Annotated in this window: 25 protein-coding genes and 2 pseudogenes; 14 read left to right on the top strand and 13 right to left on the bottom strand. The window is 64.0% G+C overall.

All coding sequences use genetic code 11. The features are described 5' to 3' along the window. Nucleotide 1: 1 nt before the first annotated feature. The 3 genes from NKH54_RS28160 to NKH54_RS28170 all read right to left on the bottom strand — a co-directional run bounded on the left by NKH54_RS28160 (nt 2) and on the right by NKH54_RS28170 (nt 2,247). Complete coding sequence (locus NKH54_RS28160; protein WP_023672150.1) at nt 2-1,216, bottom strand: glycosyltransferase family protein; 1,215 nt, start codon at nt 1,214-1,216, stop codon at nt 2-4. 230 nt (nt 1,217-1,446) lie between these two features. After that, nucleotides 1,447-1,707, bottom strand: coding sequence for a hypothetical protein (locus tag NKH54_RS28165; RefSeq protein ID WP_023732834.1), 261 nt, complete (start codon nt 1,705-1,707; stop codon nt 1,447-1,449). A gap of 99 nt (nt 1,708-1,806) precedes the next feature. Continuing rightward, a complete protein-coding gene (locus NKH54_RS28170; protein WP_023685065.1) occupies nt 1,807-2,247 on the bottom strand; it encodes an Lrp/AsnC family transcriptional regulator in 441 nt (146 codons plus the stop codon). Between the two features lie 145 nt (nt 2,248-2,392). On the opposite strand from NKH54_RS28170, the gene rocF reads away from it, so the two are divergent. Together rocF and ocd are read left to right on the top strand one after the other, a co-directional pair. Next, nucleotides 2,393-3,328 (top strand): arginase, encoded by a 936-nt coding sequence (gene rocF, locus NKH54_RS28175; RefSeq protein ID WP_353029425.1) that lies wholly within the window; start codon nt 2,393-2,395, stop codon nt 3,326-3,328. After that, nucleotides 3,325-4,386 carry an ornithine cyclodeaminase gene (ocd, locus tag NKH54_RS28180; protein ID WP_023692901.1) on the top strand — a complete coding sequence of 354 codons (1,062 nt, stop codon included), beginning with the start codon at nt 3,325-3,327 and terminating at the stop codon, nt 4,384-4,386. Before rocF ends, ocd begins: the two co-directional genes overlap by 4 nt. Before the next feature lie 6 nt (nt 4,387-4,392). On the opposite strand, the gene NKH54_RS28185 is transcribed toward ocd, so the two are convergent. After that, the gene (locus NKH54_RS28185; protein ID WP_023692902.1) at nt 4,393-5,394 is read right to left on the bottom strand and encodes a LacI family DNA-binding transcriptional regulator; all 1,002 of its coding nucleotides are present in this window, start codon (nt 5,392-5,394) and stop codon (nt 4,393-4,395) included. Between the two features lie 90 nt (nt 5,395-5,484). Next, a pseudogene (locus NKH54_RS28190) lies at nt 5,485-5,671 on the bottom strand (ABC transporter permease); the annotation flags it as partial. 59 nt (nt 5,672-5,730) lie between these two features. Between NKH54_RS28190 and NKH54_RS28195 the strand changes: the two are divergent. Both NKH54_RS28195 and NKH54_RS28200 read left to right on the top strand, forming a co-directional pair. Further along, entirely contained in the window at nt 5,731-6,486 is a 756-nt protein-coding gene (locus NKH54_RS28195) for a COG4280 domain-containing protein (RefSeq protein ID WP_353029426.1), read from the top strand. Then, nucleotides 6,483-6,698 (top strand): hypothetical protein, encoded by a 216-nt coding sequence (locus tag NKH54_RS28200; protein WP_023672157.1) that lies wholly within the window; start codon nt 6,483-6,485, stop codon nt 6,696-6,698. The genes NKH54_RS28195 and NKH54_RS28200 overlap by 4 nt, the downstream gene beginning before the upstream one ends. Nucleotides 6,699-6,957: 259 nt before the next feature. Here NKH54_RS28200 and NKH54_RS28205 read toward each other — a convergent pair whose 3' ends face one another. Next, nucleotides 6,958-7,323: a methyltransferase family protein gene (locus NKH54_RS28205; protein WP_353029427.1), complete on the bottom strand. Its 366-nt coding sequence runs from the start codon at nt 7,321-7,323 to the stop codon at nt 6,958-6,960. Between the two features lie 56 nt (nt 7,324-7,379). Here NKH54_RS28205 and NKH54_RS28210 point away from each other — a divergent pair. The 4 genes and pseudogenes from NKH54_RS28210 to NKH54_RS28225 all read left to right on the top strand — a co-directional run. Next, a pseudogene (locus NKH54_RS28210) lies at nt 7,380-8,072 on the top strand (COG4705 family protein); the annotation flags it as partial. A 64-nt stretch (nt 8,073-8,136) separates the two neighbouring features. Beyond that, the gene (locus tag NKH54_RS28215) at nt 8,137-8,691 is read left to right on the top strand and encodes a cytochrome b (RefSeq protein WP_502907576.1); all 555 of its coding nucleotides are present in this window, start codon (nt 8,137-8,139) and stop codon (nt 8,689-8,691) included. A gap of 120 nt (nt 8,692-8,811) precedes the next feature. Continuing rightward, nucleotides 8,812-9,483, top strand: a complete 672-nt coding sequence (locus tag NKH54_RS28220; RefSeq protein WP_353029428.1) for a winged helix-turn-helix domain-containing protein — start codon at nt 8,812-8,814, stop codon at nt 9,481-9,483. Further along, the gene (locus tag NKH54_RS28225) at nt 9,476-10,864 is read left to right on the top strand and encodes a HAMP domain-containing sensor histidine kinase (protein WP_353029429.1); all 1,389 of its coding nucleotides are present in this window, start codon (nt 9,476-9,478) and stop codon (nt 10,862-10,864) included. The genes NKH54_RS28220 and NKH54_RS28225 overlap by 8 nt, the downstream gene beginning before the upstream one ends. A gap of 239 nt (nt 10,865-11,103) precedes the next feature. On the opposite strand, the gene NKH54_RS28230 is transcribed toward NKH54_RS28225, so the two are convergent. Beyond that, a complete protein-coding gene (locus tag NKH54_RS28230; RefSeq protein ID WP_353029430.1) occupies nt 11,104-11,973 on the bottom strand; it encodes a helix-turn-helix domain-containing protein in 870 nt (289 codons plus the stop codon). A gap of 106 nt (nt 11,974-12,079) precedes the next feature. Here NKH54_RS28230 and NKH54_RS28235 point away from each other — a divergent pair, with 106 nt between their 5' ends. The 5 genes from NKH54_RS28235 to NKH54_RS28255 all read left to right on the top strand — a co-directional run bounded on the left by NKH54_RS28235 (nt 12,080) and on the right by NKH54_RS28255 (nt 18,399). Beyond that, nucleotides 12,080-13,348, top strand: a complete 1,269-nt coding sequence (locus tag NKH54_RS28235) for an ABC transporter substrate-binding protein (protein WP_353029431.1) — start codon at nt 12,080-12,082, stop codon at nt 13,346-13,348. A gap of 203 nt (nt 13,349-13,551) precedes the next feature. Beyond that, nucleotides 13,552-14,412 carry a carbohydrate ABC transporter permease gene (locus NKH54_RS28240; RefSeq protein WP_023672163.1) on the top strand — a complete coding sequence of 287 codons (861 nt, stop codon included), beginning with the start codon at nt 13,552-13,554 and terminating at the stop codon, nt 14,410-14,412. Then, a complete protein-coding gene (locus tag NKH54_RS28245; RefSeq protein ID WP_023742035.1) occupies nt 14,409-15,245 on the top strand; it encodes a carbohydrate ABC transporter permease in 837 nt (278 codons plus the stop codon). Before NKH54_RS28240 ends, NKH54_RS28245 begins: the two co-directional genes overlap by 4 nt. Nucleotides 15,246-15,258: 13 nt before the next feature. After that, complete coding sequence (locus NKH54_RS28250; protein ID WP_027050448.1) at nt 15,259-16,338, top strand: ABC transporter ATP-binding protein; 1,080 nt, start codon at nt 15,259-15,261, stop codon at nt 16,336-16,338. 27 nt (nt 16,339-16,365) lie between these two features. Continuing rightward, entirely contained in the window at nt 16,366-18,399 is a 2,034-nt protein-coding gene (locus NKH54_RS28255; RefSeq protein WP_353029432.1) for an aldo/keto reductase, read from the top strand. Nucleotides 18,400-18,577: 178 nt separating this feature from the next. On the opposite strand, the gene NKH54_RS28260 is transcribed toward NKH54_RS28255, so the two are convergent. Continuing rightward, nucleotides 18,578-19,006, bottom strand: coding sequence for an Lrp/AsnC family transcriptional regulator (locus NKH54_RS28260; protein WP_353029444.1), 429 nt, complete (start codon nt 19,004-19,006; stop codon nt 18,578-18,580). Between the two features lie 150 nt (nt 19,007-19,156). On the opposite strand from NKH54_RS28260, the gene NKH54_RS28265 reads away from it, so the two are divergent. Beyond that, nucleotides 19,157-20,260 (top strand): saccharopine dehydrogenase family protein, encoded by a 1,104-nt coding sequence (locus NKH54_RS28265; RefSeq protein WP_023736719.1) that lies wholly within the window; start codon nt 19,157-19,159, stop codon nt 20,258-20,260. Nucleotides 20,261-20,420: 160 nt separating this feature from the next. Here NKH54_RS28265 and NKH54_RS28270 read toward each other — a convergent pair whose 3' ends face one another. From NKH54_RS28270 to NKH54_RS28290, 5 genes are all read right to left on the bottom strand, one after another. Beyond that, nucleotides 20,421-21,287, bottom strand: coding sequence for a glycosyltransferase (locus NKH54_RS28270; protein ID WP_023707473.1), 867 nt, complete (start codon nt 21,285-21,287; stop codon nt 20,421-20,423). A gap of 206 nt (nt 21,288-21,493) precedes the next feature. Further along, complete coding sequence (lpdA, locus tag NKH54_RS28275; protein ID WP_023715717.1) at nt 21,494-22,882, bottom strand: dihydrolipoyl dehydrogenase; 1,389 nt, start codon at nt 22,880-22,882, stop codon at nt 21,494-21,496. Between the two features lie 235 nt (nt 22,883-23,117). Next, nucleotides 23,118-24,521, bottom strand: coding sequence for a dihydrolipoamide acetyltransferase family protein (locus NKH54_RS28280; RefSeq protein WP_353029433.1), 1,404 nt, complete (start codon nt 24,519-24,521; stop codon nt 23,118-23,120). Nucleotides 24,522-24,523: 2 nt separating this feature from the next. Beyond that, nucleotides 24,524-25,537, bottom strand: coding sequence for an alpha-ketoacid dehydrogenase subunit beta (locus tag NKH54_RS28285; RefSeq protein WP_023687603.1), 1,014 nt, complete (start codon nt 25,535-25,537; stop codon nt 24,524-24,526). A gap of 2 nt (nt 25,538-25,539) precedes the next feature. Further along, the gene (locus NKH54_RS28290; protein ID WP_353029434.1) at nt 25,540-26,772 is read right to left on the bottom strand and encodes a thiamine pyrophosphate-dependent enzyme; all 1,233 of its coding nucleotides are present in this window, start codon (nt 26,770-26,772) and stop codon (nt 25,540-25,542) included. Between the last annotated feature and the right edge of the window lie 27 nt (nt 26,773-26,799).

The following is a 26,799-nucleotide window of genomic DNA, read 5'->3' on the forward strand; positions in this document are numbered from 1 at the left end:
CTCAGTTCATGCCTTCAATGACCGAAAGGTGATGGCCGGCCCGCCGGTCGAGCAGTTCCGCGACGATTTCGGAAATATGAGGCAGCCCTTCCAGCGTCAGATGCGCATTGCTCTGCGATGGGCGGGGCCGGCCCGGCAAAACCTGCAGCGCATCGGCAAACCGCTGGGCATCCTCGGCCTCCTCGGGCAAAAGCATCTCGATGAGGCCGAGTTCGGCTGCGCGCCGTGCCCGGATCAGCTGTTCCTCGCGCGGCGTGACGCGCGGCACGATCAGCGCCGGCTTGTCGAAAGACAGTATCTCGCAATAGGTGTTGTAACCGCCCATCGCCACCACCGCCTTGGCGCCGGCAATCAGCTCTTCCATGCGGTTGTCGAATTCGATGATCTTGACGTAGGGGATCTTGGCCCCTTTCCTGACCAGCTTGTTGCGCTTGCGCGCCGGCATGTAGGGCCCAAGCACGATCAGCGCCCGGTGCTGCAATCGCGGATCCTGCTGATAGGCCTCGATGACGTTGTGGATCAGGTCGGCGCCGTCACCGCCGCCACCGGTGGTAACCAGGATATAGTCGCCCTCGGGCCGGTGGCCGGGCAACTGGTTCTGCTGCAGGCTCCGTTGCAGGAAACCGACGAACTTCATCTTTGCCCTGACCGCCGGCGGCACCTCCAGGCCGGTCAGCGGATCGTAGAAATCCGGCGGGCCATAGACCCAGACCTTGTCGTAGAACAGGCCGATCTTGCGCATCACATCCCTGCGTGCCCACTCCGCTTCGAGCAAATGCGGCGCGTCCATCACCTCGCGCAGGCCAAGCACGAGCGTGGTGCCCCGCGTCTTGAGGTAGGACAGCGTATCCTCGATCTCTCCGCGCAGCCCCAGCGGTTCCTTGTCGACGATGAAGATATCCGGCCGGAAGCTCTCGGCTGTGTGGCGGATAATCGACTGCCGCATCCTTAGCGTCTCATGCAGATCGATGTCCTTTTCAAGCGAGGTGTATTCGCCGTTGCGCAGCTTGATGACGCTGGGAATCTTCACGAAGTCGACGCGGGCGCGGTAGTCGAAGGCGCCGGCGATGGTCGCGCCCGAAATGATAAGCACCTGAAGACCGCGGAAATCCCCGACCAGCGAATGCGCGATCGTTCGGCAGCGCTGCAAATGGCCGAGCCCGAACGTGTCGTGGCTGTACATGAGAATTCGTGCGTCTTTTGCGTGCTGTGTCATTGTGAACGTCTTTTAGAATTCTCGCCGGACCGTGGGCAACCCCGCAGGCTTCGAAACCATTCTCGCGGGTCTAACGACCTGTTTTGAAACATGGGGGCGAGAGGTACGCAACGGCATTCTTCACCTGGGCACGAATGCCAGGGGGCGCTGATTGTGGCGCCATGCCTTGTCTTCGCCGATGATAGACGGCCCGAGCACAAATCTCTGTCATGAGGCTTGACCCCGTGGAATTAAATGCCCTGCGGCCTGAGGCAGGCAAAGCGAACATTGCGAAAAATCAAGGGCGACCAAGGCGAAATGAGGCTGCCGCACATTGTGAGGAGAACCCGCACCTTGGGAAAATGCTTCATAATCCATCGAAACACAACGGCCGCCAGAGGCCGCACGTTGCGGCCTTTTATCCTGCCATCAGCCTTGGCCTGTGGCAAGCGTCCGGTCCTTGCACCGTTGAAGCTGGTGCAATCTCGCGTCATGCCGGCTTCCTCCGTCATGTGGAGGATAGCTGCGGCCCCAATGAGATTCGTCGGCCAGGCGACCCATTCGCCAGTTCCGCCCAAAGCTTTGCGTGAACACGCCGGCCGGAACGGCGGCTAAGCCAGCCGTGCCCTTGTCGTCCTCGGCGTTGCCAGCAGCAGACTTGTCTCGCTGCCGGTTATCCCGGGGATGAGCCGTATCCGCCTAAGCACCGCGTCGAAATCGGTGAGCGACGCCGTTCCGAGTTCGACCACCAGGTCCCAGCGGCCATTGGTGGTGTGAATGGTCGAAACCTCGGCGAGGCCGCCGAGCGCCCGGACCACGCGGTCGGCGGCATGGCCCTCGATCTCGATCATCATCACGCCGCGTATCCGCTGGTCGACCGCGTCGGCGCGCAGCACCACCGTGTAGCCGATGATCTCGCCCGTTTTTTCCAGCCGCTCCATGCGCGCCCTGACCGTGGCGCGCGACACCCCGAGATCGACCGCGAGATCGGAGATGCTGCGCCGGGCATCATGCCTGAGCAGCGTGACCAGCCTTTCGTCGAGCAAGTCCATGATTCTATCCACTTGACCAAACTGACTTATCGGGTTGATAAATCATTCTTCTCGAAATGCCAATTTCGCCTGTTCAAACTGCCGGGCCGGGATGGTTCATTCCACGCATCAACCGCCCAATCAATTTACAAGGACAACAAGAACCATGCGCTGCAGGATCGTTGGCGCGCCGGTGCAGGACGGCGCCGGCAGGATGGGATGCGAGATGGGGCCAAGCGCGCTGCGCACGGCCGGGCTTGTCTCGGTGCTGTCGGAACTTGGCCACGAGGTCGAGGACTGGGGCGCGGTGCAATCGGCCGCAGTGCGCGCTATCGTCCACGGCAATCTCGCGCTGAAGGCCCTGCCGGAGATTTCCGCCTGGACCGCGGCAATTGCCGAGACCGCCTATGCGGCTTCGCGGGACGCCATGCCGATCTTCCTTGGCGGCGACCACGCGATATCGGCCGGCACGGTGTCGGGCATAGCCCGCCGCGCCGCCGAACGCGACCGGCCGCTCTTCGTGCTGTGGCTCGATGCGCATCCGGATTTCCACACGCTCGATACCACCGTCAGCGGCAATCTGCACGGCGTGCCGCTCGCCTATGCCAGCGGCCGACCGGGCTTCAACGGTTATTTCCCGGACCTGCCTGTCGCCGTCGATCCTGCCCACATCTGCGTCATGGGCCTGCGCAGCGTCGATCCGGCGGAGCGCCGGGCGCTGAGCGAAGCGGGGGTTACCGTGCACGACATGCGCACCATTGACGAGCACGGCGTCGCACCTTTGCTGCGCGCCTTCCTGGCCATCGTCGAAAAGGAAAACGGCCTGCTGCATGTCAGCCTCGACGTCGACTTCCTCGACCCCTCCATCGCGCCGGCCGTCGGCACCACCGTGCCCGGCGGCGCCACCTTCCGCGAGGCGCATCTGGTGATGGAGATGCTGTCCGACAGCGGCCTGGTCTCCAGCCTTGATCTGGTCGAGCTCAACCCGTTCCTCGACGAGCGCGGCCGCACCGCCACGCTGATGGTCGACCTCGCCGCCAGCCTGATGGGCCGCCGCATCATGGACCGCCCGACCCGCAGCCATTCCGGAAGCATTGCATGACCCAGCCTTCCCGCCTTGCCATCGTCCCCTTCGTCAGCGTCGACCGCATGATGAAGCTGGTGCTGACCATCGGCGTCGAGCGGTTCCTCACCGAACTCGCCGCCTATATCGAGGAGGATTTTCGCCGCTGGGAGCTGTTCGACAAGACGCCGCGCATCGCCTCGCACAGCCATGACGGCGTCATCGAACTGATGCCGACCAGCGACGGCCGGCTATACGGCTTCAAATATGTCAACGGCCATCCCAAGAACATGCGCGAGGGGCGCCAGACCGTCACCGCCTTCGGCGTGCTCGCCGATGTCGGCTCCGGCTATCCGATGCTGCTCACCGAAATGACGATCCTGACGGCGCTGCGCACCGCGGCGACCTCCGCTGTCGCGGCCAAATATCTGGCGCCGAAAGGCGCGCGCTCGATGGCCATCATCGGCAATGGCGCCCAGTCCGAATTCCAGGCTGTCGCCTTCAAAGCGCTGCTCGGCATCGACCGGCTGCGGCTCTACGACATCGACCGCTCGGCTTCGGAAAAATGCGCCCGCAACCTCGCCGGCAAAGGCTTTGACATCACCATCTGCGCCACCGGCCAGGATGCTGTGGAAGGAGTCGACATCATCACCACGGTGACCGCCGACAAGCTGTCCGCCACCATTCTGACCGACAACATGGTCGGTTCCGGCGTGCACATCAACGCGGTCGGCGGCGACTGCCCCGGCAAGACGGAACTGCACCGCGACATCCTTTTGCGCTCCGACATCTTCGTCGAGTTCTCGCCGCAGACGCGCATCGAGGGCGAAATCCAGCAGCTCCACGCCGACCATCCGGTGACCGAGTTGTGGCAGGTGATGACCGGCAAGGCGGAAGGCCGCAAGACAGCGGAACAGATCACCTTGTTCGATTCCGTCGGCTTCGCCACCGAGGATTTTTCCGCACTGCGCTATATCAGAGACCAGCTTCAGGCCACCGGCCTCTACGAGGAGCTCGACCTGCTCGCCGATCCCGACGAGCCGCGCGACCTCTTCGGCATGCTGCTCAGGGCAGCGCTGCAGCCGGCAGCCGCCTGAGGGGCTTCAGCCGCGCAACGGCGCGCAGCTCTCCCGTTCGACGAGCACCGGGGTGAGCACTTCGCGGCGCGAATGCGCCGCCGGCTCGGCAACCCGCTCGAGCAGCAGGCTGACCGCCCGCGTGCCGATCTTCTCGACCGGCTGTGCGATCGTCGTCAGTGGCGGCCAGGTGGTGACGGCATAGGGTATGTCGTCGAAGCCGATCATCGACATGTCGCCGGGGACCCGCAATCCGCGCCCGCGCAGCACTGTCAGCGCGCCCATGGCCATCAGATCGTTACAGGCAAACAGCGCCGTGATCCCCGGCGCCTGCGCCATCAGCCGCTCCATCGCCATGCGGCCGCCGGCGAAGTGGTAGTCGGAATCCACCACCGAGGCCGGCGGCAGGTCGAGGCCGGCTTCCTGCAGCGCCCTGGCGAAGCCGCGCAGGCGGGCGGGGCTGGAGCTGGAATCGCGCGGGCCGCCGATGACGCCGATCTTCTCGTGACCGAGCCCGGCCAGATAGCGGCCGGCGAGATAGCCGCCATAATCGTGATCGACCAGCACGGAATCGACATTGACCGAATGGATCTCGCGGTCGATCAGCACCGCCGGGACGCCGGGCAGAAGGCTGGAGAACACCCGCGCATGATCGGACGAGCCGGCAAAGATCAGCCCGTCGATCTGCTTGGCCATCAGCACCTGGAGGTAGCGCTCCTCCTTCTCGGCGCTGCCGTCGGAGTTGCACAGGATCACCGTATAGCCGGCAAGGAAGCCGGCATCCTCGATCTGGCGTGCCACGCCGGCGAAGAACGGATTGGAATTGTCCGGCAGCAGCAGGCCGATGGTCTTGGTCTCGCCGCGCCTCAGGCTCCGCGCCAGCGTGTTCGGACTGTAGCGCAAGGCGGCGATGGCCGAATGCACGCGCTCGGCCGTCTCCGGCTCGACATGGCGCGTGCGGTTCATCACATGCGAGACGGTTGCGACCGACACTCCGGCATGGCGCGCGACATCGGCAATCGTCGTCATTTCTTGTCCCCTAGTGCATGTCGCCCGGAGTGTCCGGCGGATCTGGGAAAATGACATCCATAAAACAAAAACCAAAAAGCGCGACGCGCTTTATCGGATCACCCTCAACAGCTTTTCCCGATAGGCATCCAGAATGACGGCGAGCACAATGACAAGGCCTAGCACGATCGGCTTGAAATTGTCGCCGACGCCGAGCAGCTCGTAGCGAACGCCGGCGACCGGGCCACCGATGTTGACGCAACAGATAGACCATGGCGACGATGCCGGCGCGTTCTCCCTTCCGCCGGAGCGCTGTATCCTTCTCAGGCTAGTGATTCCCGCAGACAGGAAACTTTCATGAACGGCCTGACGCCCATACTTTCCACCGTGACCGCCTCGTTCCTTGCCTCCTTCGTCGAAGTGGTCGAGGCCTTCACCATCGTGCTGGCGGTCGGCGTCACCCGCAGCTGGCGGCCAGCGCTGACAGGCGCTGCGCTGGCGCTGGCGGTGCTGGCGGCTCTGGTGCTGGCCTTCGGACCGCTGCTGGCGCTGATTCCCATTGCGGTGCTGCAGTTCGTCGTCGGCGTGCTCCTGGTCCTGTTTGGCATGCGCTGGTTGAGAAAGGCCATTTTGCGCAGTGTCGGCGTCATCGCCCTGCATGACGAGGACGCGGCCTTTTCAAAGGAAACCGCCGCTTTGCAGCAGCAGGCCAATGACCGCCGCGCCGATTATCTGGCCGGGCTCGCGGCCTTCAAGGCGATGCTGCTCGAAGGTGTCGAGGTGGTGTTCATCGTCATTGCCGTCGGCGCCGCGCATGCACAGACCTTCTATGCCAGCCTTGGCGCGTTGGCGGCCTTCATCCTGGTAACGATCATCGGCCTTGCGGTGCACAGGCCGCTGACGCGGGTGCCGGAAAACGCGCTCAAATTCGCCGTCGGCCTGATGTTGACAAGCTTCGGCATTTTCTGGACCGGCGAAGGCCTGGGCACCGACTGGCCGGGCGCCGATCTGGCGCTGCTGGCCATCTTCGCAATCATCGCCGTCGCGTGCTTCGCCATGGTGCGCTGGTTGCGCGCCAGCTACCCCAAGGCTGCACAAGGAGTTGCTCGATGAACGTCGTCCGCCTCATTCTAAAGGAGCTCGTCGGCATGTTCATCGACGACGGCAGCCTTGCGACGCTGGCGCTGCTGTTGATCGTAGCGATTGCCGCGGCAGTGAAGCTGCTGGCGTTGCCGCCGCTTGCCGGCGGCGTCCTGCTTCTGCCCGGCTGCCTCGTCATCCTGCTCTACAGCGTGCGCCGCGCGGCACGGCGCTCCGGTCAGTAGAGGGTGAAAAACACCGGCAGCATGCCGCTGATCCGCAACTGCTCAATCGTCTCGATGGCCGGGAACAGCGCCAGAAATAGAGCCCGTCCGTGAATGTCCGCCGCAACGCCTTTGTCGAGAACCGGCGTTCGGGTTGATCGTGAAACAGCAGCGGGTTCGGCCAGAAAGGCGGCGTGCGTTCGGCATAGACGCTGTAGGCGGGGCCGAACTTTCCAAACAGGAACTCGGCTTCCTTGCGCACCGTCACCCGGAACACCAGTTAGCTCACCAGAGCCAGCGCCGCCGCCACCAGCACCGAGCCGTACATCAACCCGACGCCCGCCGCGCCGACCGTGGAAAAGAAGTAGAGCGGGTTCCGGCTCATCGAGAACGGGCCGATGGTGACCAGCTCGTCGTTCTTCCTGCCGCCGACATAGAGAATGCTCCACAGACGGCCAAGGAAGCAGACCAGCACGAAGCCGATGCCCAGCGCCTCAATGTATTCGTGCCCGTCCGAGCCTTCGACGAGAAAGGGCTTGGTGAACAGCAACAGCATGACGGCGAGGGCTGCCGCCACTTGTATGACGAGCAGGCGCTTGTGCTGGTCGAACGCCTTCGCTGCCGGCTTGGGGGGAGCGTAGCTCATCATAGCTCCTGCACCCCGGCAGGGCTCATAGCGCCGGTGTCTCGCCACCCACTAGCGAGACGGCGGCCGACTATCTGGCCGTCAATCTTGGCTTCGGACTGACCGTCACCTCGCTGATCATGACCGGCATCCTTGTCGTCGCGCTGGCGCTGCAATTCGCGCAGAAGCGTTATGTGCCATGGGCCTATTGGCTGGCGGTGGTGCTGATCAGCGTCGTCGGCACCTTGATCACCGACAATCTGGTCGACAATTTGGGCGTCCGTCTGCAAACCACCACGATTGCCTTCACGGTCTTGCTCGCCGCGACATTCGCGGTCTGGTACGCCAGCGAAAGAACGCTCTCCATCCATTCGATCGTCACCACCAGGCGCGAGATCTTCTACTGGCTGGCGATCCTGTTCACCTTTTCGCTCGGCACCGCGGCCGGCGACCTTGTCGCCGAGACGTTCGACATTGACTATCTCACGACTGGCTTCTTGTTCGGCGCGGTCATCGTCTTCATCGCCCTCGGCTATTTCGCCTTCGGCCTCGACGCCATCCTCGCCTTCTGGCTGGCCTACATCCTGACGCGGCCGCTTGGCGCCTCGTTCGGCGACCTGCTGTCGCAGCCGGTCGAATATGGCGGCCTCGGCTTCGGCACCACCTTCACCAGCATGATCTTCCTGGGCTGCATCGTCGCCCTCGTTCTCTATATGAGTCTGAAGAAGGGCACCGGCGAGGCCGACAAAATCCTGCTTGAATCGGAGTAGATGCAAGCACCTGCACGCCCGCCTGACGCGACGAGAACGGCCAAAACGTCAATGGATCCCTGCCGTGGGTCGCCCTGGGCAGCTATCGCGCTCACCTCATGGACGGAAGAATGAACTCCAGGAAATCCGGTATAGCGGCCTCCAAATTAGCCTGCATTGGATGATAGCGGCGCTTGTCCTGTTCCAGCTCCTGTTCGGCGAAAACATGACAATCTATGTCGATGCGGCAGCGGACAGACGCCAACTGTCGTCCTACGGGCAGACCATGGGGTCCGCCCATTACTGGGTCGGCCTGGCGATCCTGTTGCTGGTGTTCGTGCGACTGGCCGTCCGCCTCTTCATCGGTGCGCCCAAGCCGCAATCCACAATGCCGAAATGGATGGCTTTCGCCTCACGCACAACGCATGCGCTGTTCTATGGCCTTCTCGTTGCCGCTCCTGTTTCCGGGCTTCTGGCCTTTTATGTTTGGAGCTGGATGGGCGATGTCCATACTTGGGCAAAGCCGGTATTCATCGTTCTGATCTGCATTCATGCCGGTGCGGCACTCTTCCATCATTTTATTCTGAAAGACGCCGTGCTGCGCAGGATGCTTGTCCCTGCGCGCGATCCGGTCGGATGACACTTATGGACATGTGCAACGACCACGAGCGACCAGGCGCCGGCGGATATTCTAGGAACGGACCGCCGCCGGTGCTAGCATGCCGCTCTGGCAAAGCCTCGGCAACAGACCGGAACAGAGATGCGACTTCTCCTTGTTGAGGATGACCCCAGGACCGCAGACTATGTCGTCAAGGGCCTGAGCGAAGCCGGGCATGTCTGCGATCTGCTGCGCGACGGACATGACGCGCTGTTTGCTGCGACACGCGACGCCTATGACGTGATCGTCGTCGACCGCATGCTGCCCGGCCTCGACGGCCTGTCGATGATCAAGGCGGTGCGGGCAGCGGGTGTGCGCACGCCGGCGATCTTTCTCACCTCGGTCGGCGGCGTCGACGATCGCGTCGAGGGGCTCGAGGCCGGCGGCGACGACTATCTGGTAAAACCCTTCGCGTTTTCCGAACTGCTCGCCCGCATCAACGCGCTCGGCCGCCGCCCTGCGGTGCAGGAGCAGAAGACGACGCTGCGCATAGCAGACCTCGAAATGGACCTGATCCAGCGCCGCGTCACCAGGCAGGGCCAGGCGATCGACCTGCAGCCGCGCGAATTCAGCCTGCTCGAAGTGCTGATGCGCGGCGAGGGCCGCGTCATCACCCGCACCATGCTTCTGGAACGGGTCTGGGATTTTCACTTCGACCCCAGGACCAGCGTCGTCGAAACCCATATCAGCCGGCTGCGCGCCAAGATCGACAGGCCGTTCGAAACCACGTTGATCCACACCGTGCGCAACACTGGCTACAGCCTGCATGACTGAAGAGCGGCCGAGCCTGCTGCGCAGCACGCCGTTTCGGCTGGCCCTGACCTTCGCCTTGCTGTTCGTGCTCGCCTTCATCCTGTCAGGCGCCATCGTCTACCAGCTGATGAGCGCGGATCTTGCCGAGCAGCTCGACCAGTCGGTCAAGGAGACCTATTCGGTCGTGGCGGTGACCTATGCCGGAAACGACCGGGAGGATCTGGTTTCGGCAGTCGACAGCCACGCCGCGCTCAGCCCGAGCAAGGAACAGCTGTTCTCGCTCACCGATCCCGCCGGCAATCGCCTGGCCGGGAATTTCACCGCCGCCGACCTTCCCGATGGCTTTTCGGATTTTGCCGCTTCCCTGCCAGGCGTTGCGCCGGACACTATGTACCGCGCCTGGACCGGTTCGGTCGGGCCCAACAGCCTGACAATCGCCTTCTCGCTCTCCGAAACCGAGGAGCTGGAACGCATCGTTTTGATGAGCTTCGGCTGGGCCACCCTGATCATTTCAGGGCTGGCGGTGGCTGGCGGCGCCTTGCTGGCGTCGCGTGTGCAGCGTCGCCTCGACGGCATTGCCACCACCATGGACGATGTCTCCAACGGCCGGCTCGACGCCCGCATTCCACTGCTCGGCAATGGCGACGACATTGACGGCGTCTCGCGCCAGGTCAACGCCGCGCTGGAGCGGCTGGCGGCGCTGGTGGACGGCATGCGCCAGGTCAGCGCCGACATCGCGCATGATCTGAAGACGCCGCTCAACCGGCTGCAGATGATTTTGGAAGCTGCGGCCGACAGGACCGCGCGGGGTGAGGCCGTTGCCGATGAGCTGGCGGAGGCACGAGGGGAAAGCCTGCAGATCAACGAGACTTTCGATGCGCTGTTGCGTATTGCCCAGATCGAGGCCGGCGCCCGCAAGGCGCGCTTTGTCGATCTCGACCTCAACGGCGTCATCGATGCCATTGCCGAAATCTATGCCGGTGTCGCCGAGGATGACGGCAAGTCGCTGTCGGCCACGATCGTTCACGGCAGGCCATGCCTGGTTCACGGCGATCGCGACCTGCTGACGCAATTGTTTGCCAATCTGGTTGAGAACGCGCTGCGGCATTGCCCCGATGGCACGGCGATCCTTCTATCGGTGCGGCGGCAAGGCGACCGCATTCTGGCTGAGGTCGCCGACAATGGCCCCGGCATCCCGGCGCAGGAGCGCGAAAAAGTGTTCCAGCGGCTCTACCGGCTCGACTCCAGCCGCACCACGCCCGGCAGCGGCCTTGGCCTCAGCCTGGTGCGGGCCATCGCCGACCTGCATGGTGCAACGATTGCGCTGGAGGATCGCCGGCCTGGGCTGGCGGTAATTGTCGGGTTTCCTCGGGCGGAGGGCACCGGTCCCGGCTTGAAATGACAACGCCAGAGCCAGGTCGACCCCACTCCGTCGAGCTTCGCTCGACACCTCTCCCCCGATCGACGGGGGAGAGGTGGCGCTGCGAAGCAGCGACGGAGTGGGGGAAGGCGCTCATGAAACGCGAAGTCGCTGACAACTTTCTCCAAGTTGATGATAGCATCCGACAAAGGCGGTCGCGATTAGCCTTGCACATGTTTCCACCCGGAACGGCTGCGGGTTGATCAAGATGACCGTTGAACCTATCGGCCCACCGCACCCCGGCGAAAATCCGAGGGCGACATCCCTGCCAGCTTGCGGAAGGATTTGTTGAAGGCGCTGAGCGAGCCAAAGCCTGAATCCATGGCGACGCGCAGCACATTGGCGTCTTCATGCATCAGCAGCGCCTGCGCGTAGCTCAGCCGCAGCAGATTCATATATTCGTTGAGCGTCATGCCGGTCGATTTCTTGAAAATGCTCATGGCGTATTTGGGGTGGATGTCGGCGGCAGCGGCAATGTCGACGCAGTCTATGTCGTAGAGGAAATTCTCGGCGATGAAGTCGCACATGCGCCCGACATTGCGCAGCGATTGCTGGTCGAACGGGCCGCCGGGTTCCTGGCCGATGGCGGTTTCCGGCACCAGCCGGTAGGGCTCGAAGCGCACCCGCTCCAACCGCAGCAGCAGCTCGTTCACGGCGTGCTCGGTTATCGCCGGATCGCCCGAGCGGAAATAGCAGTTCCAGCGTTCGAAATTGTGATGGTCGGCCTGGTCGGTCGCCGATGTCACCAGCGTGGCGCCGGTCATCAGCCGGTGGCGGACATCCGTCGGCAGGTGCAGGCGGAAGAAATGCACCAGCGGCAGATGCGCGCCGGCATAGATGGCGTCGTCGGAGAGATCGTCCATCTGGTGCGGCAGCCCGCCCCAGAACAGGCACATGTCGCCCGCCGTGAGCGCGATCTCGTGCTCGTTCATGCGGTAGTGCACGCTGCCGCGGACGATGAAATTGACCTCGACCTGGGCATGCCAATGCGGCTTCAGCATCACCAGCGGATGGTTGTGAAACATCTGCAAAGCCATCGGCAGGCCTTCGACGCTGCTGGCGCCAGGCTGGTAAAACGGCCGTTCCGGCATCTTACTTTCCGCCCATCTTTTATTCCCGTTGTCAGGGACAAGCCTTCCGCGCCGCCTAGTCTAGCCATGCTCGCGAAGAGAGAGCAAATGAAATGGGAGGATTTCAATGCGCACGACACTGATCTGTGCCGCGCTGGCGCTTGGCCTGGGCTCAGCCCCGGCTTTGGCGCAGTCCGGCGAAATCACGATCTGGAGCTGGAATATCGCCGCTTCGTCGCTGAAGGCCACGGTGGCCGGCTTCAACAAGCAGTATCCCGACGTCAAGGTCACCGTTCAGGATCTCGGCAACCAGCCGACCTATGACAAGTCGATCGCCGGCTGTGCGGCCGGCGGCGTCGGCCTGCCCGATATCGTCTCGATCGAAAACGGCGAGGCCGAGAACTACTGGAGCCAGTTCCCCGATTGCTTCGTCGATTTGCACACGCTGGGCTACACCGCCGACGACCAGAAGAAATTCCCGGACTTCAAGCGCACCGAACTGGAGGTCGGCGACAAGGCCTATGCCATGCCGTGGGATTCCGGCCCGGTAGCCGCCTTCTACCGCCGCGACTTCTACGAGAAGGCCGGCGTCGATCCGGCCTCGATCAAGACCTGGGACGATTTCATCGCCGCCGGCAAGAAGGTCCAGGCCGCCAATCCCGGCGTCACCATGACCAATGCCGATTTCAACGGCGACACCGAATTCTTCCGCATGATTTCCAACGAACAGGGCTGCGGCTATTTCGCCGCCGATGGGCAGTCGATCACCGTCAACCAGCCGAAATGCGTCGACACGCTGGCCAAGATCAAGGACATGAAGGACGCCGGCATCATCTCGTCGGCCGACTGGGGCACCAAGATCACCAACAACACCGCCAGCACCGTCGCCACCCAGGTCTATGGCGGCTGGTATGAGGGCACCATCCGCACCGAATCCGCCGGCGAAAACGGCAAATGGGGTGTCTACCTAATGCCGAGCCTGACCGCCGACGGCCCCCGCGCGGCCAATCTCGGCGGCTCGTCGCTCGCCATCACCTCGGCCTCGAAGAACAAGGAGGCCGCCTACGCCTATCTGAAATACACGCTCGAGACCAATGAAGGCCAGATTACCATGCTCAGGGATTTCGGCCTGGTGCCGTCACTGATCTCGGCCCTCGACGACCCCTACGTCTCGCAGGGCCTGCCCTATTGGGGCGGCCAGGCGGTGTGGAAGGACATTCTCGCCACGCTGCCCAAGGTGGTGCCGAGCCGCGGCACGCCGTTCCAGAGCGACGCCGAAATCATCATGCGCGCCGTGCAGACCAAATATCTCGGCGGCGGCTATCCCGATGCCAAGGCCGCCCTCGACGACGCCGCCAGCCAGATCGCTTCGGCGACGGGACTGCCGATCAAGTGACCAAGGCGGAGATGTTGGCGGGCCAGATATAGGGCAATTTGCCGGACCGTTGGCGCTGCCTCTCACCTGCCTGCCGGCATCCTCTCCCCGTATAGTGACGGGGAAAGGGACGCTCTCGCCCAACAGATCGCCAATTGCCGGCGGCATCCGCCGGCTAACAACACGCCGGATATCAACCGGGAAAGAGGAAGGAGGAGGAAACCATGCGCTACCAGAACGCCACGGCCTATCGCTTCCTCACGCCCTACCTTCTCATCTTTGCCATCTTCTGGGTGTGGCCGATCATCTCCTCGTTCATGATTTCCTTCCAGGCGACGCGCACGGTGCCCTGGCGCTTTGCGCCGACGTTCAACTGGGGCCGCCTGATCGGCGACCCCGCTTTCTTCAACGCGCTGAAGAACACGCTGCTCATCCTCGTCATCCAGGTGCCGGTGATGATCTCGCTGGCGATCATCATGGCGGTGCTGCTGAACTCGCCGCTGCTGAAAGCACGTGGCCTCTACCGCTTTGCCTTCTTCGCTCCGGTGGTGGTCGGCGAGGTCGCCTATTCCGCCGTGTTCCGGCTGATGTTCAACCTGGATTTCGGCATCATCAACAAGCTTCTCGCCGGCGTCGGCCTGGCCAAGATCGACTGGTTCTCCAACGTCACACCGGCCATGGCGCTGATCATGATCGCGGTAACCTGGCGCTGGGCCGGCTACAACGCCATCATCCTGCTTGCCGGCCTGCAGTCGATCCCCGAGGACGTCTATGAAGCAGCGACGCTCGACCGCGTCAGCAAGCTCAAGCAGTTCTTCTACATAACGCTGCCGCTGCTCAAGCCGGTCATCGTGTTTTGCGCCGTGCTGTCGATCATCGGCACCATGCAGCTTTTCACCGAGCCGTTCCTGATCACCGAGCGCGGCGGTCCCGGCGGCGGCACCGAGACGCTCGGCCTCTTGCTTTACCGCCAGGGCTTCCGTTCGCTCAATTTCGGCTACGCCTCGGCCGTCGCCTACACCATGGCGGGGCTGGCCATCGCCATCACGCTGGTGCAGCTGTGGCTGACAAGAGAGCCGAAATGAGTTCGCTGTCGCAACGCCGGCTCGGCCGCAGCGTCCTGCTGCATCTGGTCCTGACGCCGCTGGCGGTGATCTGGCTGTTTCCGCTGTGGATGATGGTGGTGTTTTCGACCATGCCCGACAACGGCATTTTCAGCCCCGGCATCGAGCTTCTGCCGCACGGCAATTTCGTCGACAACTTCAACAACCTGCAGCGCGACACCAATTTCGTCGGCGCCATCGGCATTTCGGTGGCGGTGGCGGTGACCTACACCTTCTTCTCGGTGCTGCTGACCTCGATGGCCGGCTGGGCGCTCGCCCGCTATCAGTTCTTCGGCAAGGGCGCGGTGGTGGCGATCATCCTCGGCACCATCACGCTGCCCTATGCGGTGGTGCTGATCCCGCAATTCATCATGGTGGCGCGCGACTTCCAGCTCGCCAACACCTGGGTTGCGCTGATCGTGCCCCCCTTGTTCAATTCGCTGGGCGTGCTGTTCATGCGCCAGGCTTTCTCGATGATGCCGGCCGACCTCTTCGACGCGGCACGTGTCGAAGGCGTCAAGGAATGGCGCATCTTCCTGTTCGTCGCTTTGCCGCTGGCGCGGCCGATGCTGGCGGCGCTCGCCATCATTCTGTTCCTCGCCTCGTGGAACAATTATCTCTGGCCGCTTTTGATCAACAGCCAGCCCGGCGCGATGACGGCCCCTGTGGCGCTCGGCACGCTGATCGGCCTGACCAAGGTCTCATGGGGCGGCATCATGGCCGGCGCCGTCATGCTGACCGTACCGATGCTGGTCGTCTTCGTGCTGCTGCAGCGCCATTTCATCGCCGGCATCGCCGCCGGTGCCGTCAAGTAGGGACAACAGCGATATGGCGGCAGTCACCCTCACCAATGTCGTAAAACGCTTCGGCGTCTATGAGATCATCCATGGCGCCAACATCGATATCGCCGATGGCGAGTTCGTCGTCTTTGTCGGCCCGTCGGGTTGTGGAAAATCGACGCTGCTCAGGATGATCGCCGGGCTGGAGGATATCAGCGGCGGCGAGATCGCCATTGGCGGCAAGGTGATGAACGATGTCGAGCCGGCCGAGCGCGGCATCGCCATGGTGTTCCAGTCCTACGCGCTCTACCCGCACATGAGCGTGGAGCAGAACCTGAGCTTTGGCCTCAGGATGACCGGCAACCCCAAGGAGGACACCGAGCGGCGGGTGAAGCGGGCCTCCGAAATCCTGCGCATCACAGAGTTGATGGCGCGGCGGCCCAGGCAATTGTCCGGCGGCCAGCGCCAGCGCGTTGCCATTGGCCGCGCCATCGTGCGCGAACCGCAAGTCTTCCTGTTCGACGAGCCGTTGAGCAATCTCGACGCCGAGCTGCGCGTCCAGATGCGGGTCGAGATCTCGCGCCTGCACAAGGAGCTCGGCACGACGATGATCTATGTCACCCACGACCAGACCGAAGCGATGACGCTGGCCGACCGGATCGTGGTGCTGCGCGGTGGCCATGTCGAGCAGATCGGCAGGCCGCTCGATCTCTACGACAATCCCGACAACCAGTTCGTCGCCGGCTTTGTAGGCTCGCCGAAGATGAATTTCATCAAGGGCCGCGTCGTCGGGCGCAACATGAGCAGCGTCACCGTCGAGCTGGTGGGCGAGGAAAAGACCCGCATTATGCAACCATTGACCGGCGCCGTGCCCGAAACAGGAGCCAAGGTCATTGTCGGCGTGCGGCCCGAACATTTCGGCAATGGCGGCGAAGGCGACGCCGACCTCACAGTCGGCATCGACGTGGTCGAGCATCTCGGCGGCACCAGCTTCATCTATGCCAGGACCGCCCATGGCGAAGACCTGGTGATCCAGCGCGACGCGGCAAAGGTCCCCGACACCCAGGAGATCACCGTGTCCATCCGCAAATCCTATCTGTTCGATGAAAACGGCCAGCGGCTGCGCTGACCTTCCAGCTATGCAAGGAGAATGACCATGACTGCAACCGCGCCCATCCGCTGGGGGATACTTGGGCCCGGCGACATCGCCAAAGCGTTCGCCCGCGGCGTGGCAGGCTCGCGCACCGGCACGATCGTGGCGCTCGGCGCCCGCAATCCCGGCAAGGCAGGCTTGGCCGAGACGTTTCCCGGCGCCCGCATCCTCGACGGTTACGACGCGCTGCTCGCCGACCCCGAGGTCGATGCCGTCTATATCGCCATCCCGCATCCCGGCCATGCCGAATGGGCAATCAAGGCGGCGGAAGCCGGCAAGCATGTGCTGTGCGAAAAGCCGCTGGCGCTGACCGCCTTCGAGGCCGACGCCATGATCCATGCTGCGCGCAAGGCCGGCACCTTCCTCGGCGAAGCGTTCATGTACCGGCTGCACCCGCAGACGGCGAAGCTGGTGGAACTCATCAAGTCGGGCGTCATCGGCGATGTCAGGCTGATGAAGTCGAGCTTCGGCTTCGCCATGCCGGGCTTCATGCCCGAGCACCGGCTCTACGCCAACGATCTCGCCGGCGGCGGCATCCTCGATGTCGGCGGCTATCCCGTCTCGATGGTGCGGCTGATTGCCGGGGCTGCGACTGGAAAACCCTTCGCCGAGCCGGACAAGGTTGTCGGCACCGCCCATCTCGGCAAGTCCGGCGTCGACGAATGGGCCTCGGCGCTGCTGCATTTTCCCGGTGGCATCGTCGCCGAGGTATCCTGCAGCATCTCGCTCAAACAGGACAATGTGCTGCGCATCCTCGGCACCAAGGGCCGCATCGAAGTGCCGGATTTCTGGTTCGCCGGCGGCGGCAACCGCGATGGCGGCCCTGGCCGGATCGATGTAATCCTCGCCGACGACACGCGCGATACCATCAGCGTCAACGAAACCGGCCATCTCTATTCCTTCGAGGTCGACGCCGCCGGCGAGGCGATCCTGGCCGGCAAACAGGAGTTCGCCTGGCCGGGCATGGGCTGGGCCGACAGCCTCGGCACGCTGCGCGTCCTCGACAGATGGCGCGCCGCCGTCGGGCTCGAATATGAGATCGAAAAGCCGGCTAAGCGAACCAACACCATTTCGGGCCGGCCGCTGCGCACCGGCGGCACGGCCATTGGCAAGCGCAAGATTCCGGGCCTGTCGAAGCCGGCCTCCGTGGTGGCGCTCGGCTTCGAGGATTTCCGCACCTTCTCGTCGGGCGCAATCCTGCTCGACGCCTTCTTCGAGACCGGCGGCAATCTGTTCGATACCGGCTATGTCTACGGCGCCGGCTACACCGAAACGCTGCTTGGCCAGTGGCTCAGGAATCGCGGCGTGCGCGAGCAGTCGGTGATCATCGCCAAGGGCGCCCACTCGCCGCTCTGCTATCCCGATGTCATCGGCAAGCAGCTCGCCCAGTCGTTGGACCGGCTGCAGACCGACCATGTCGACCTCTATTTCATGCACCGCGACAACCCGGATGTGCCGGTCGGCGAATTCGTCGATGCGATGGACGCCGAGGTCAAGGCCGGCCGCATCCGTGGCCCGTTCGGCGGCTCGAACTGGACGATGGCGCGCATGGACGAGGCGATTGCCTATGCCGAGCGCACCGGCAAGCAGAAGCCCGGCGTGCTCTCCAACAATTTCTCGCTGGCCGAGATGCTGGAACCGATCTGGGCCGGCTGCATCACCTCGTCGACCGACGACTGGAAATCCTGGTTGACGAAAAGGCAGATGCCCAACTTCGCCTGGTCGAGCCAGGGCCGCGGCTTCTTCACCGACCGCGCCGGCCGCGACAAGCAGGACAATGAGGAGCTGGTGCGGGTCTGGTATTCCGAGAAAAATTTCGGCCGCCGCGACCGCGCCATCGAGCTGGCGCAGCGCCTGGACAAAAGTCCGATCCACATCGCGCTCGCCTATGTGCTGGCGCAGCCTTTTCCGTCGGTGCCGTTGATCGGCCCGCGCACGCTGGACGAGTTGGAGGACAGTTTGAAGGCGCTGGATATCAAGCTGTCGGCGGAGGATGTGGCGTGGCTGGATAGCGGGCCGGAAAGGCGGCGGGCTTAGCAGCTAATCTCCCCCCTTGAGGGGGAGATGTCGCCGAAGGCGACAGAGGGGGTCGCCTCGCGTGGAGCGCTAACCTCCTTCTGCAGCGGCAGGTAGGCCGAGCCCAGTCGAACCGACCCCTCTGGCCTGCCGGCCATCTCCCCCGCAAGGGGGGAGATTAGCAGCTCATGCGTTCCACCTACCGATCGATCCGTGTCGACAAAATAATCGACGACGACGTCCGCTCGACCCCGTCCATCGCCCCGATCTCGTCCAGCAACGCATCGAGATCCCTGATCGACGGCGCGTCGACGATGACGATCATGTCGAAATTGCCGCTCACCGAGTGCAGCGTCCGTACCGGCGTCAGCGCCTGCAGCGCCCGCACCACCTTGTCGGCGAGCTTGGGCGTAACGGTGAGCAGCACATGCGCCCGCACCAGCCCCTGCTCGTAGTCCGGCGCCATCCGCACGCCATAGCCGGTGATGATGCCGCGCTGTTCCAGCCGCTCGATCCGGCTCTGCACCGTCGTGCGCGAAACGCCGAGCTTGCGCGCCAGCTCAGTGGTCGACGCGCGGGCATTGGCGCGCAGCAGGGAAAGCAGTTTTTGTTCGGCGTCACTGAGCATTTCGACGAGCCTTGTCGGCGTATTGATCAATTGTGGGGTTCGTTTCGAACAGTTTCACGCTTCCTTTCGGCAGGCAAGCTGCGATTCTTGAAGGCATAGCGTCCACCGCGCGGCAGTTTGGGCCAAAGAGTTTTCACGAGGGGCAAGGTCATGAAGAAAATCATCGTCGTCGGCGCCGGCAAGATCGGCTCGACCATTGCAGGCATGCTCGCCGACACCGCCGACTACCACGTCACTGTCGTCGACCGCGCCGCCGCCCAGCTGGCAGCAGCCGAACTCCCCACCGGCGTCGAGTCGCTGGAGCTAGACATCGCTACTCCCGGCGCACTCGAGGCCACCCTTGCCGGCGCCTTCGCCGTGCTGAGCGCCGCGCCCTTCCATTTGACCACACGCATCGCCGAAGCGGCCGCCGCAACCGGCGTCCACTATCTCGATTTGACCGAGGACGTCATCTCCACCCGCCGCGTCAAGGAACTGGCGCGTTCGGGCAAGGGCGCGTTCATTCCGCAATGCGGCCTTGCGCCGGGCTTCATCTCGATCGTCGCCAATGATCTCGCCAGCCGCTTCGACACGCTGGAAAGCGTTCGCATGCGCGTCGGCGCGCTGCCGCAATACCCGTCCAATGCGCTGAACTACAATCTGACATGGAGCACCGACGGCGTCATCAACGAATATTGCGAACCCTGCGAGGCGATCGTCGAGGGCGAGCTGATCGAAGTGCCGCCGCTGGAGGAGCGCGAAGAGTTCTCGCTCGACGGCGTCACCTATGAGGCCTTCAACACCTCCGGTGGGCTCGGCACGCTGGCCGAGACGCTGAAGGGCAAGGTGCGCACGCTGAACTACCGCACCATCCGCTATCCCGGCCACGCGGCGATCATGAAGGCGCTGCTCAACGACCTCGGCCTGCGCCACCGCCGCGACGTGCTGAAGGATATCTTCGAGAGCGCCCTGCCGGCAACGCTGCAGGATGTGGTCATCGTCTTCGTCACCGTCTCGGGCCGCCGCAATGGCCGCCTGCTGCAGGAAACCTACGCCAACAAGATCTATTCGCAGCGCATCGGCAACCAGGTGCGCAGCGCAATCCAGATCACCACCGCCTCCGGCATCTGCGCCGTGCTCGACATGCTGGCCGACGGCACCTTGCCGGCGACCGGCTTCGTCAAGCAGGAAAACATCGCGCTGGATGCGTTTCTCGCCAATCGTTTTGGGCGCGCTTATGCGCAGCACGAGATGGTAAGCCGGCTGGCAAGCTGAGCTACTTCACCCTCCCCCTTGTGGGGAGGGTCGGCGCGCAATCGGAGCGAAGCGGAGATGGCGAGACGGGGTGGGGGTGAGCGCCGACGGTTGGCGAGGACCCCCACCCCGCTCCGCTCCGCGATCGACCCTCCCCACAAGGGGGAGGGTGAAGCGCCCGCTACTTCCGCAGAGCCATCGGTCGTCCGAGCAGAAACCGGATGAAGTTGCCTGCGGTCCGCGGCGCCATGCGGGGCTGCGTCGCCTGTCGTGGCGCGCTTTGCCTTCGCGCTGGCACCTTGGGTTCGACACCCGGTCGGCCCACCGTGAAGGAGGGCCCCGAGACCGGCTTCCCCCTCAACACGTTGGCGGCGTTGTTGTCATGGATGACGATGCACCATTGCGCGCCCTTCGATGCCGCCACGACGGTGTTGAAGCGCGTCGCCATTTTTGCGTGGTGCTCGCTGTAGACGCCGCTCATCGCCGGCGATCTCCTTTCGACCAGCGTGCCGAACGCCGACGTGACATAGTCGTGGTGCGTGTAGCGTCCGCTTGCCGTGTCGAAATTCTGGCCGTCCGGAAAGGCAATGTAGAGCGGCTGCAGGTCCACCACACGCTTTTCGATCTCCCGGCGCGCGTAGTGCTCGACGCGCTCCATGAAGGTCGGCGCCAGCGCGTCGTCGCTGTCGAGCCGCGTGAGCGAAACATAGTCGGCATCGGTATCGGCCTGGACGAAGGCATTGAAGCGATCATTGTAATCCTCGCCCGCCTCGACAAGGATCGGCCTGACGTCGACACCGGCCACGCAGCTGCACACGGTGCGAATATAGTTCTCGTGCGTATCGGCATCGAACGCCAGAAGGACGGTAAAATCCTTCAGCGACTGGCCTTCGAGCGACGACGCGCAATAGGTGTCGAACAACGCCAGGCGCTCGACCAGCCAGACCGGGTCGAGATTGGCGCGGCCCTTTCCGTCCCACTGGCTTGGCTTGAAGCCAGCGGCGATGTTGTAGCGTATGGCGATGTATTTCTTCAGGCCGGTGTCCATGGACCGACACTTAGTACATTCCGCTGATCTGCGACAACCAACGGCTGAGCGGCCACCCTCCCCCTTGTGGGGAGGGTCGGCTCGCGGTCGGAGCGAAGCGGAGATGGCGAGACGGGGTGGGGGTGAGCGCTGACGGTCGGCGAGGACCCCCACCCCGCTCCGCTACGCGGATCGACCCTCCCCACAAGGGGGAGGGTAAGCGCACTTCAAATATGCAGCGCGTGGCCCAGCGCCTTCAGCGCCGCTTCCTGGAAGCCTTCGCCTTGCGTCGGATGCGCATGGATGGTCCCGGCGATATCCTCCAGCCGCGCGCCCATTTCCAGCGCCAGGCCGAACGCCGCCGCCAGTTCCGACACGCCTTGCCCGACCGCCTGGATGCCCAGCACCAGATGGTTGTCCGCGCGGGCGACAACACGAACAAACCCGTCCTCGCCGAGTTTCGTCATCGCCCGGCCGTTGGCGGCGAAGGGGAACTGGCCGATCTTGATTTCGCCTGAAGCCTTCGCCTCCTCCGGCGTTAGCCCTGCCGTCACCAGCTCCGGATCGGTGAAGCAGACGGCCGGGATCGAGCGCTTGTCCCAGCTGCGCTTGTGGCCGGCGACGATCTCGGCCACCATTTCGCCTTGCGCCATCGCCCGGTGCGCCAACATCGGCTCGCCGGTGACGTCGCCAATGGCATAGATGCCGCGCATCGAGGTGCGGCACTGGTCGTCGATCTTGATGAACTTGCCGGCCATGTCGAGATCGATCTGATCGAGGCCCCAGCCCTCCGTCACCGGCTTGCGGCCGACGGTGACCAGGATCTTGTCTGCCGCGATTTTGGTGCTCTTGCCGTCCGCGGTCTCGACCAGCAGCGCGTCGCCCTTGTCCCCCTTGGCCTTGGCGCCAAGCATCACCTCGACGCCGAGCTGGGCCAGCCGTTTCACCACCGGCCGGGTCAGTTCCGCATCATACTGCGCCAGCACGCGCGGCAGCGCCTCGACCACGGTCACCGCGGCGCCCATTTTGGCGAACGCCATGCCGAGTTCCAGCCCGATATAGCCGCCGCCGACCACGGCGAGCTTTTTCGGCACCTCGCCGAGAGCCAGCGCTTCTGTGGATGAAATCACCGGGCCGCCGAACGGCAGGAACGGCAGTTCCACCGTCGCCGAGCCGGTGGCGATCACAACCGTTTCGGCGCGGATGATCTGGGTGCCGGTCTCGGTCTCGACCGCGACGGTCTTGCCGTCGCGGAACGTCGCCCAGCCATAGACGGTCTTGACCTTGGCCTTCTTCAGTAGCCCGGCAACGCCCCCGGTCAGCCGGCTAACAATGCCGTCCTTCCACGCAACCGTTTTGCCGAGATCGAGCACCGGAGCCGCCACAGAAATGCCGAGCGGACTGCTGCCGCCGGCCATATGCGCGACCTTCTCGAACTCTTCCGCCGCATGGATCATCGCCTTGGACGGGATGCAGCCGACATTGAGACAGGTGCCGCCCGGTTTGCCAGCTTCGACGATCACCGTATCGATGCCGAGCTGGCCGGCACGGATAGCGCAGACGTAGCCGCCGGGCCCGGCGCCGATGACCAGCAGCTTGCAGGAGATTTCTTTCATGGCGTGACCCTTTGATGCGAGGGAATGTTCCGTCGCGATCCTTCGCGCCCCCCTCTGTCCTGCCGGACATCTCCCCCACGAGGGGGGAGATCAGCAGCTTCTTCGCTTCGCTCATTCCTGCAACGATGGAGATTGGCGAAACCCTGCGTGACGTCCAATCTCCCCCCTTGTGGGGGAGATGCCTGGTAAGGCAGAGGGGGGCGCTGTCCCGCCGTCATCTCGGTCGTTCCGCCCCTCAATCCACAAATATCAGCGCCGGCGTCTCAATCAGCGCCTTGATCCGCTGCACAAACACCGCCGCATCCCAGCCGTCGACCACCCGGTGATCGAAGCTCGATGACAGGTTCATCATCTTGCGCGGGATGAACTGGGTGCCGTCCCAGACCGGCCGCACCATCATCTTGTTGACGCCGACGATCGCCACCTCAGGATGATTGATGACCGGCGTCGTCGCCACGCCGCCCATGGCGCCGAGCGAGGTGATGGTGATGGTCGATCCCGACAGCTCGTCGCGGCTGGCCGTGCCGGACTTCGCCGCTTCGGCCAGGCGGTTGAGCTCGGCCGCGCAATCCCAGAGGTCGCGCGCCTCGGCGTGCTTGACCACCGGCACCACCAGGCCCGACGGCGTCTGCGCGGCAATGCCGATATGGACGCCGCCATGCTGATGGATGATGCCGGCCTCGTCGTCGAACAGCGCGTTGATGTTGGGCTGGTCGGCAATCGCCTTGACCATCGCCCGCATCAGGAACGGCAGCAGCGTCAGCTTCGGCCTCTCCACACCCTTGCGCTTTTCCTTGTTGAGCGCCGCGCGCAACCCCTCAAGTGCTGTGACGTCGATCTCCTCGACATAGGTGATGTGCGGGATGCGTGACTTCGCCAGCGACATTTTTTCGGCGATCTTGCGCCGCAGTCCGATGACCTTGATATCCTCGACGCTGTCATTGCGCGCCAGACCCGACGCCTTCGCTACCTGCGGTCCGCGTGCCAGGAATGCCTCGATATCTTCGTGGCTGATGCGGCCGGCAGGGCCGGTACCCGACACCTGGCGCAGATCGATCCCCGCCTCCTTCGCCCTGAGCCGGATGGCGGGCGACGCCAGGGGCTTTTCGCCCTCCGGGCGCGGCGCGCCGGAGGGTGCCGCACCTTTAGATGTCGGCGCAGCACCCCCACCCTTAGCCCCTCCCCACAAGGGGGAGGGGGATTCTGTCTCAGCTGCCCGTGCGCTTTTGGCTGCTGGTGCAGGTGGTGGCGACTTGGCGTCGGATTTCGTGGCCGAGACGCCTCCCTCTTGTGGGGGTCCGGAGGACGGGCGAAACCCGTGGCTCGCCCCGGCAGGGGTGGGGGTCGGTGCCGCCGTGACCTCTGACGATTTCGAGCCTTCGGCGACATTGCCCTCCCCCGCCACTTTCAGCCGCACGATCGGCGAGCCGATCGCCACCGTGTCGCCGATCTCGGCGCCCAGCCACAGGATCTCGCCATCGACCGGCGAAGGTATTTCCACCGTCGCCTTGTCGGTCATCACGGCGGCAAGCACCGAGTCCTCGCGCACGAGGTCGCCGACCTTGACGTGCCACTCCACAAGTTCGGCCTCGGCGACGCCTTCGCCGACATCCGGCAGCTTGATGATGTGTTCGCCCATCCCTAGGCTCCCATGGTTTCGAGAAGCGCGCGGCCGACACGGGCCGGCCCCGGGAAATAGTCCCATTCCTGCGCATGCGGGTAGGGCGTGTCCCAACCGGTGACGCGCGCCACCGGCGCTTCCAGATGGTAGAAACAATTTTCCTGCACCAGCGCCGACAGCTCGGCGCCGAAGCCGGAGGTCAGTGTCGCCTCGTGCACGACGACGCAGCGTCCGGTCTTCTTCACCGAAGCGACTATCGCGTCGAGATCGAGCGGCAGCAGGGTCCGCAAATCGATGATCTCGGCATCGATGCCGGTTTCTTCCACCGCCGCCTGCGCGACATAGACCATGGTGCCGTAGGCGAGCACGGTGACGGCCGAGCCCGCCCGGCGGATCGCCGCCTTGCCGAGCGGCACCGTGTAATGGCCGTCGGCGACCTCGCCCAGTTCATGCTTCGACCATGGCGTCACCGGTCGGTCGTGATGGCCATCGAACGGTCCGTTATAGAGCCGCTTCGGCTCCAGAAAAATCACCGGATCGGGATCCTCGATCGCCGCGATCAGCAGCCCCTTGGCATCATGAGGATTGGACGGCACCACCGTCTTCAGCCCCGACACATGGGTGAACAGCGCTTCCGGGCTCTGGCTGTGCGTCTGGCCGCCAAAAATGCCGCCGCCGGTCGGCATGCGGACAACGATCGGGCAGGTGAAATCGCCGTTCGAGCGGTAGCGCAGGCGTGCTGCTTCCTGCGTCAGCTGGTCGTAAGCCGGGTACATGTAGTCGGCAAACTGAATTTCCACGCATGGCTTCAGCCCGTAGGCGGCCATGCCGATGGCCGAGCCGACAATGCCGGATTCGTTGATGGGCGCATCGAAGCAGCGGCTCTTGCCGTACTTCGCTTGCAGGCCTGCCGTGCAGCGGAAGACACCCCCGAAGAAGCCGACATCCTCGCCATAGACGATGACGCGTTCGTCGCGCGCCATCGACACGTCCATGGCGTCGCGGATCGCCTCGATCATGGTCCGTCTCGGCATGGTCAGACTCCCGCCTGCTGGCGCTGGCGCCTGAGATGCGGCGGCATCTCGGCAAACACGCCCTCGAACATCTCGCGCGTCGACGGCTTGCCGCCGGCATGCAGCGTGCCGTTGCTTTCGGCCTCCTTCTGTGCGGCGATCACCGTCTCCAAAATTTCGGCCTCAGCCTGGGCGTGACGCTCGTCCGACCAGACGCCGCGTTGGATCAGATGGTTCTTCAGCCGCATCACCGGATCGCCGAGCGGCCAGGCGTCGGATTCCGTCTTCGGCCGATAGGCCGACGGATCGTCCGAGCTCGAATGCGCGCCGGCACGGTAGGTGACATATTCGATCAGCGTCGGCCCGAGATTCTGCCGCGCCCGCTCCGCCGCCCATTTGGCCACGGCATGCACGGCGAGATAATCATTGCCGTCGACGCGCAGCGCCGGAATGCCGAAGCCGAGGCCGCGCGCGGCAAAGGTGCCGGAGCCGCCGCGCGCAATGCCTTGAAACGTCGAGATCGCCCACTGGTTGTTGACGACATTGAGGATGACCGGCGCCTTGTAGGTTGAGGCGAACACCAGTGCGGAATGGAAATCGGATTCGGCCGTCGAGCCGTCGCCGATCCACGCCGCCGCGATTTTCGAATCGTTGCTGATAGCGGAAGCCATCGCCCAGCCGACCGCCTGGATGTATTGCGTCGCCAGATTGCCGGAGATCGAGAAGAAGCCGTGCTCCTTCGACGAATACATGATCGGCAATTGCCGCCCTTTGAGCGGATCGGCCTCGTTGGAATAGATCTGGTTCATCATCGTGACCATCGGATAGCCGTCGGCTATGAGCAGGCCGGCTTGCCGATAGGTCGGGAAATTCATGTCGCCCGGCATCAGCGCCTTGCGGAAAGCGCAGCTCACCGCCTCTTCGCCCAGATGCTGCATGTAGAACGAGGTCTTGCCCTGGCGCTGCGCCATCTGCATGCGGGCATCGAAGCTGCGCAGCGTCATCATGTGGCGCAACCCCTCGAGCAGCTCCTCGTCGGTGAGCAGCCCGGCCCACGGCCCGACAGCCTCGCCGGTGCGGTTGAGCACACGGATGATCGAAAACGCCATGTCGCGGATGGTGCGCGGATCGACATTGATGTCCGGTCGCGGCACCGAGCCGGCCTTGGGGATAGGCACGTTGGAGGAGTCGGGCGTTCCGCCCGGCCGCACTTCCGGCTCCGGCACATGAAACCGCAACATCCCAGCATCGGTCATGACCATGGTCCTCCCATTTGCCTGGCG

It is taken from the genome of Mesorhizobium sp. M1004, from assembly GCF_040318795.1.
Taxonomy (GTDB): domain Bacteria; phylum Pseudomonadota; class Alphaproteobacteria; order Rhizobiales; family Rhizobiaceae; genus Mesorhizobium.

What these genes read in the sequence shown, in the direction of transcription:
- NKH54_RS28160 (WP_023672150.1), bottom strand. Translation starts at nt 1,216, where the DNA reads ATGACACAGCACGCAAAAGACGCACGAATTCTCATGTACAGCCACGAC.
- NKH54_RS28165 (WP_023732834.1), bottom strand. Translation starts at nt 1,707, where the DNA reads ATGACGGAGGAAGCCGGCATGACGCGAGATTGCACCAGCTTCAACGGT.
- NKH54_RS28170 (WP_023685065.1), bottom strand. Translation starts at nt 2,247, where the DNA reads ATGGACTTGCTCGACGAAAGGCTGGTCACGCTGCTCAGGCATGATGCC.
- rocF (WP_353029425.1), top strand. Translation starts at nt 2,393, where the DNA reads ATGCGCTGCAGGATCGTTGGCGCGCCGGTGCAGGACGGCGCCGGCAGG.
- ocd (WP_023692901.1), top strand. Translation starts at nt 3,325, where the DNA reads ATGACCCAGCCTTCCCGCCTTGCCATCGTCCCCTTCGTCAGCGTCGAC.
- NKH54_RS28185 (WP_023692902.1), bottom strand. Translation starts at nt 5,394, where the DNA reads ATGACGACGATTGCCGATGTCGCGCGCCATGCCGGAGTGTCGGTCGCA.
- NKH54_RS28195 (WP_353029426.1), top strand. Translation starts at nt 5,731, where the DNA reads ATGAACGGCCTGACGCCCATACTTTCCACCGTGACCGCCTCGTTCCTT.
- NKH54_RS28200 (WP_023672157.1), top strand. Translation starts at nt 6,483, where the DNA reads ATGAACGTCGTCCGCCTCATTCTAAAGGAGCTCGTCGGCATGTTCATC.
- NKH54_RS28205 (WP_353029427.1), bottom strand. Translation starts at nt 7,323, where the DNA reads ATGAGCTACGCTCCCCCCAAGCCGGCAGCGAAGGCGTTCGACCAGCAC.
- NKH54_RS28220 (WP_353029428.1), top strand. Translation starts at nt 8,812, where the DNA reads ATGCGACTTCTCCTTGTTGAGGATGACCCCAGGACCGCAGACTATGTC.
- NKH54_RS28225 (WP_353029429.1), top strand. Translation starts at nt 9,476, where the DNA reads ATGACTGAAGAGCGGCCGAGCCTGCTGCGCAGCACGCCGTTTCGGCTG.
- NKH54_RS28230 (WP_353029430.1), bottom strand. Translation starts at nt 11,973, where the DNA reads ATGCCGGAACGGCCGTTTTACCAGCCTGGCGCCAGCAGCGTCGAAGGC.
- NKH54_RS28235 (WP_353029431.1), top strand. Translation starts at nt 12,080, where the DNA reads ATGCGCACGACACTGATCTGTGCCGCGCTGGCGCTTGGCCTGGGCTCA.
- NKH54_RS28240 (WP_023672163.1), top strand. Translation starts at nt 13,552, where the DNA reads ATGCGCTACCAGAACGCCACGGCCTATCGCTTCCTCACGCCCTACCTT.
- NKH54_RS28245 (WP_023742035.1), top strand. Translation starts at nt 14,409, where the DNA reads ATGAGTTCGCTGTCGCAACGCCGGCTCGGCCGCAGCGTCCTGCTGCAT.
- NKH54_RS28250 (WP_027050448.1), top strand. Translation starts at nt 15,259, where the DNA reads ATGGCGGCAGTCACCCTCACCAATGTCGTAAAACGCTTCGGCGTCTAT.
- NKH54_RS28255 (WP_353029432.1), top strand. Translation starts at nt 16,366, where the DNA reads ATGACTGCAACCGCGCCCATCCGCTGGGGGATACTTGGGCCCGGCGAC.
- NKH54_RS28260 (WP_353029444.1), bottom strand. Translation starts at nt 19,006, where the DNA reads ATGCTCAGTGACGCCGAACAAAAACTGCTTTCCCTGCTGCGCGCCAAT.
- NKH54_RS28265 (WP_023736719.1), top strand. Translation starts at nt 19,157, where the DNA reads ATGAAGAAAATCATCGTCGTCGGCGCCGGCAAGATCGGCTCGACCATT.
- NKH54_RS28270 (WP_023707473.1), bottom strand. Translation starts at nt 21,287, where the DNA reads ATGGACACCGGCCTGAAGAAATACATCGCCATACGCTACAACATCGCC.
- lpdA (WP_023715717.1), bottom strand. Translation starts at nt 22,882, where the DNA reads ATGAAAGAAATCTCCTGCAAGCTGCTGGTCATCGGCGCCGGGCCCGGC.
- NKH54_RS28280 (WP_353029433.1), bottom strand. Translation starts at nt 24,521, where the DNA reads ATGGGCGAACACATCATCAAGCTGCCGGATGTCGGCGAAGGCGTCGCC.
- NKH54_RS28285 (WP_023687603.1), bottom strand. Translation starts at nt 25,537, where the DNA reads ATGCCGAGACGGACCATGATCGAGGCGATCCGCGACGCCATGGACGTG.
- NKH54_RS28290 (WP_353029434.1), bottom strand. Translation starts at nt 26,772, where the DNA reads ATGACCGATGCTGGGATGTTGCGGTTTCATGTGCCGGAGCCGGAAGTG.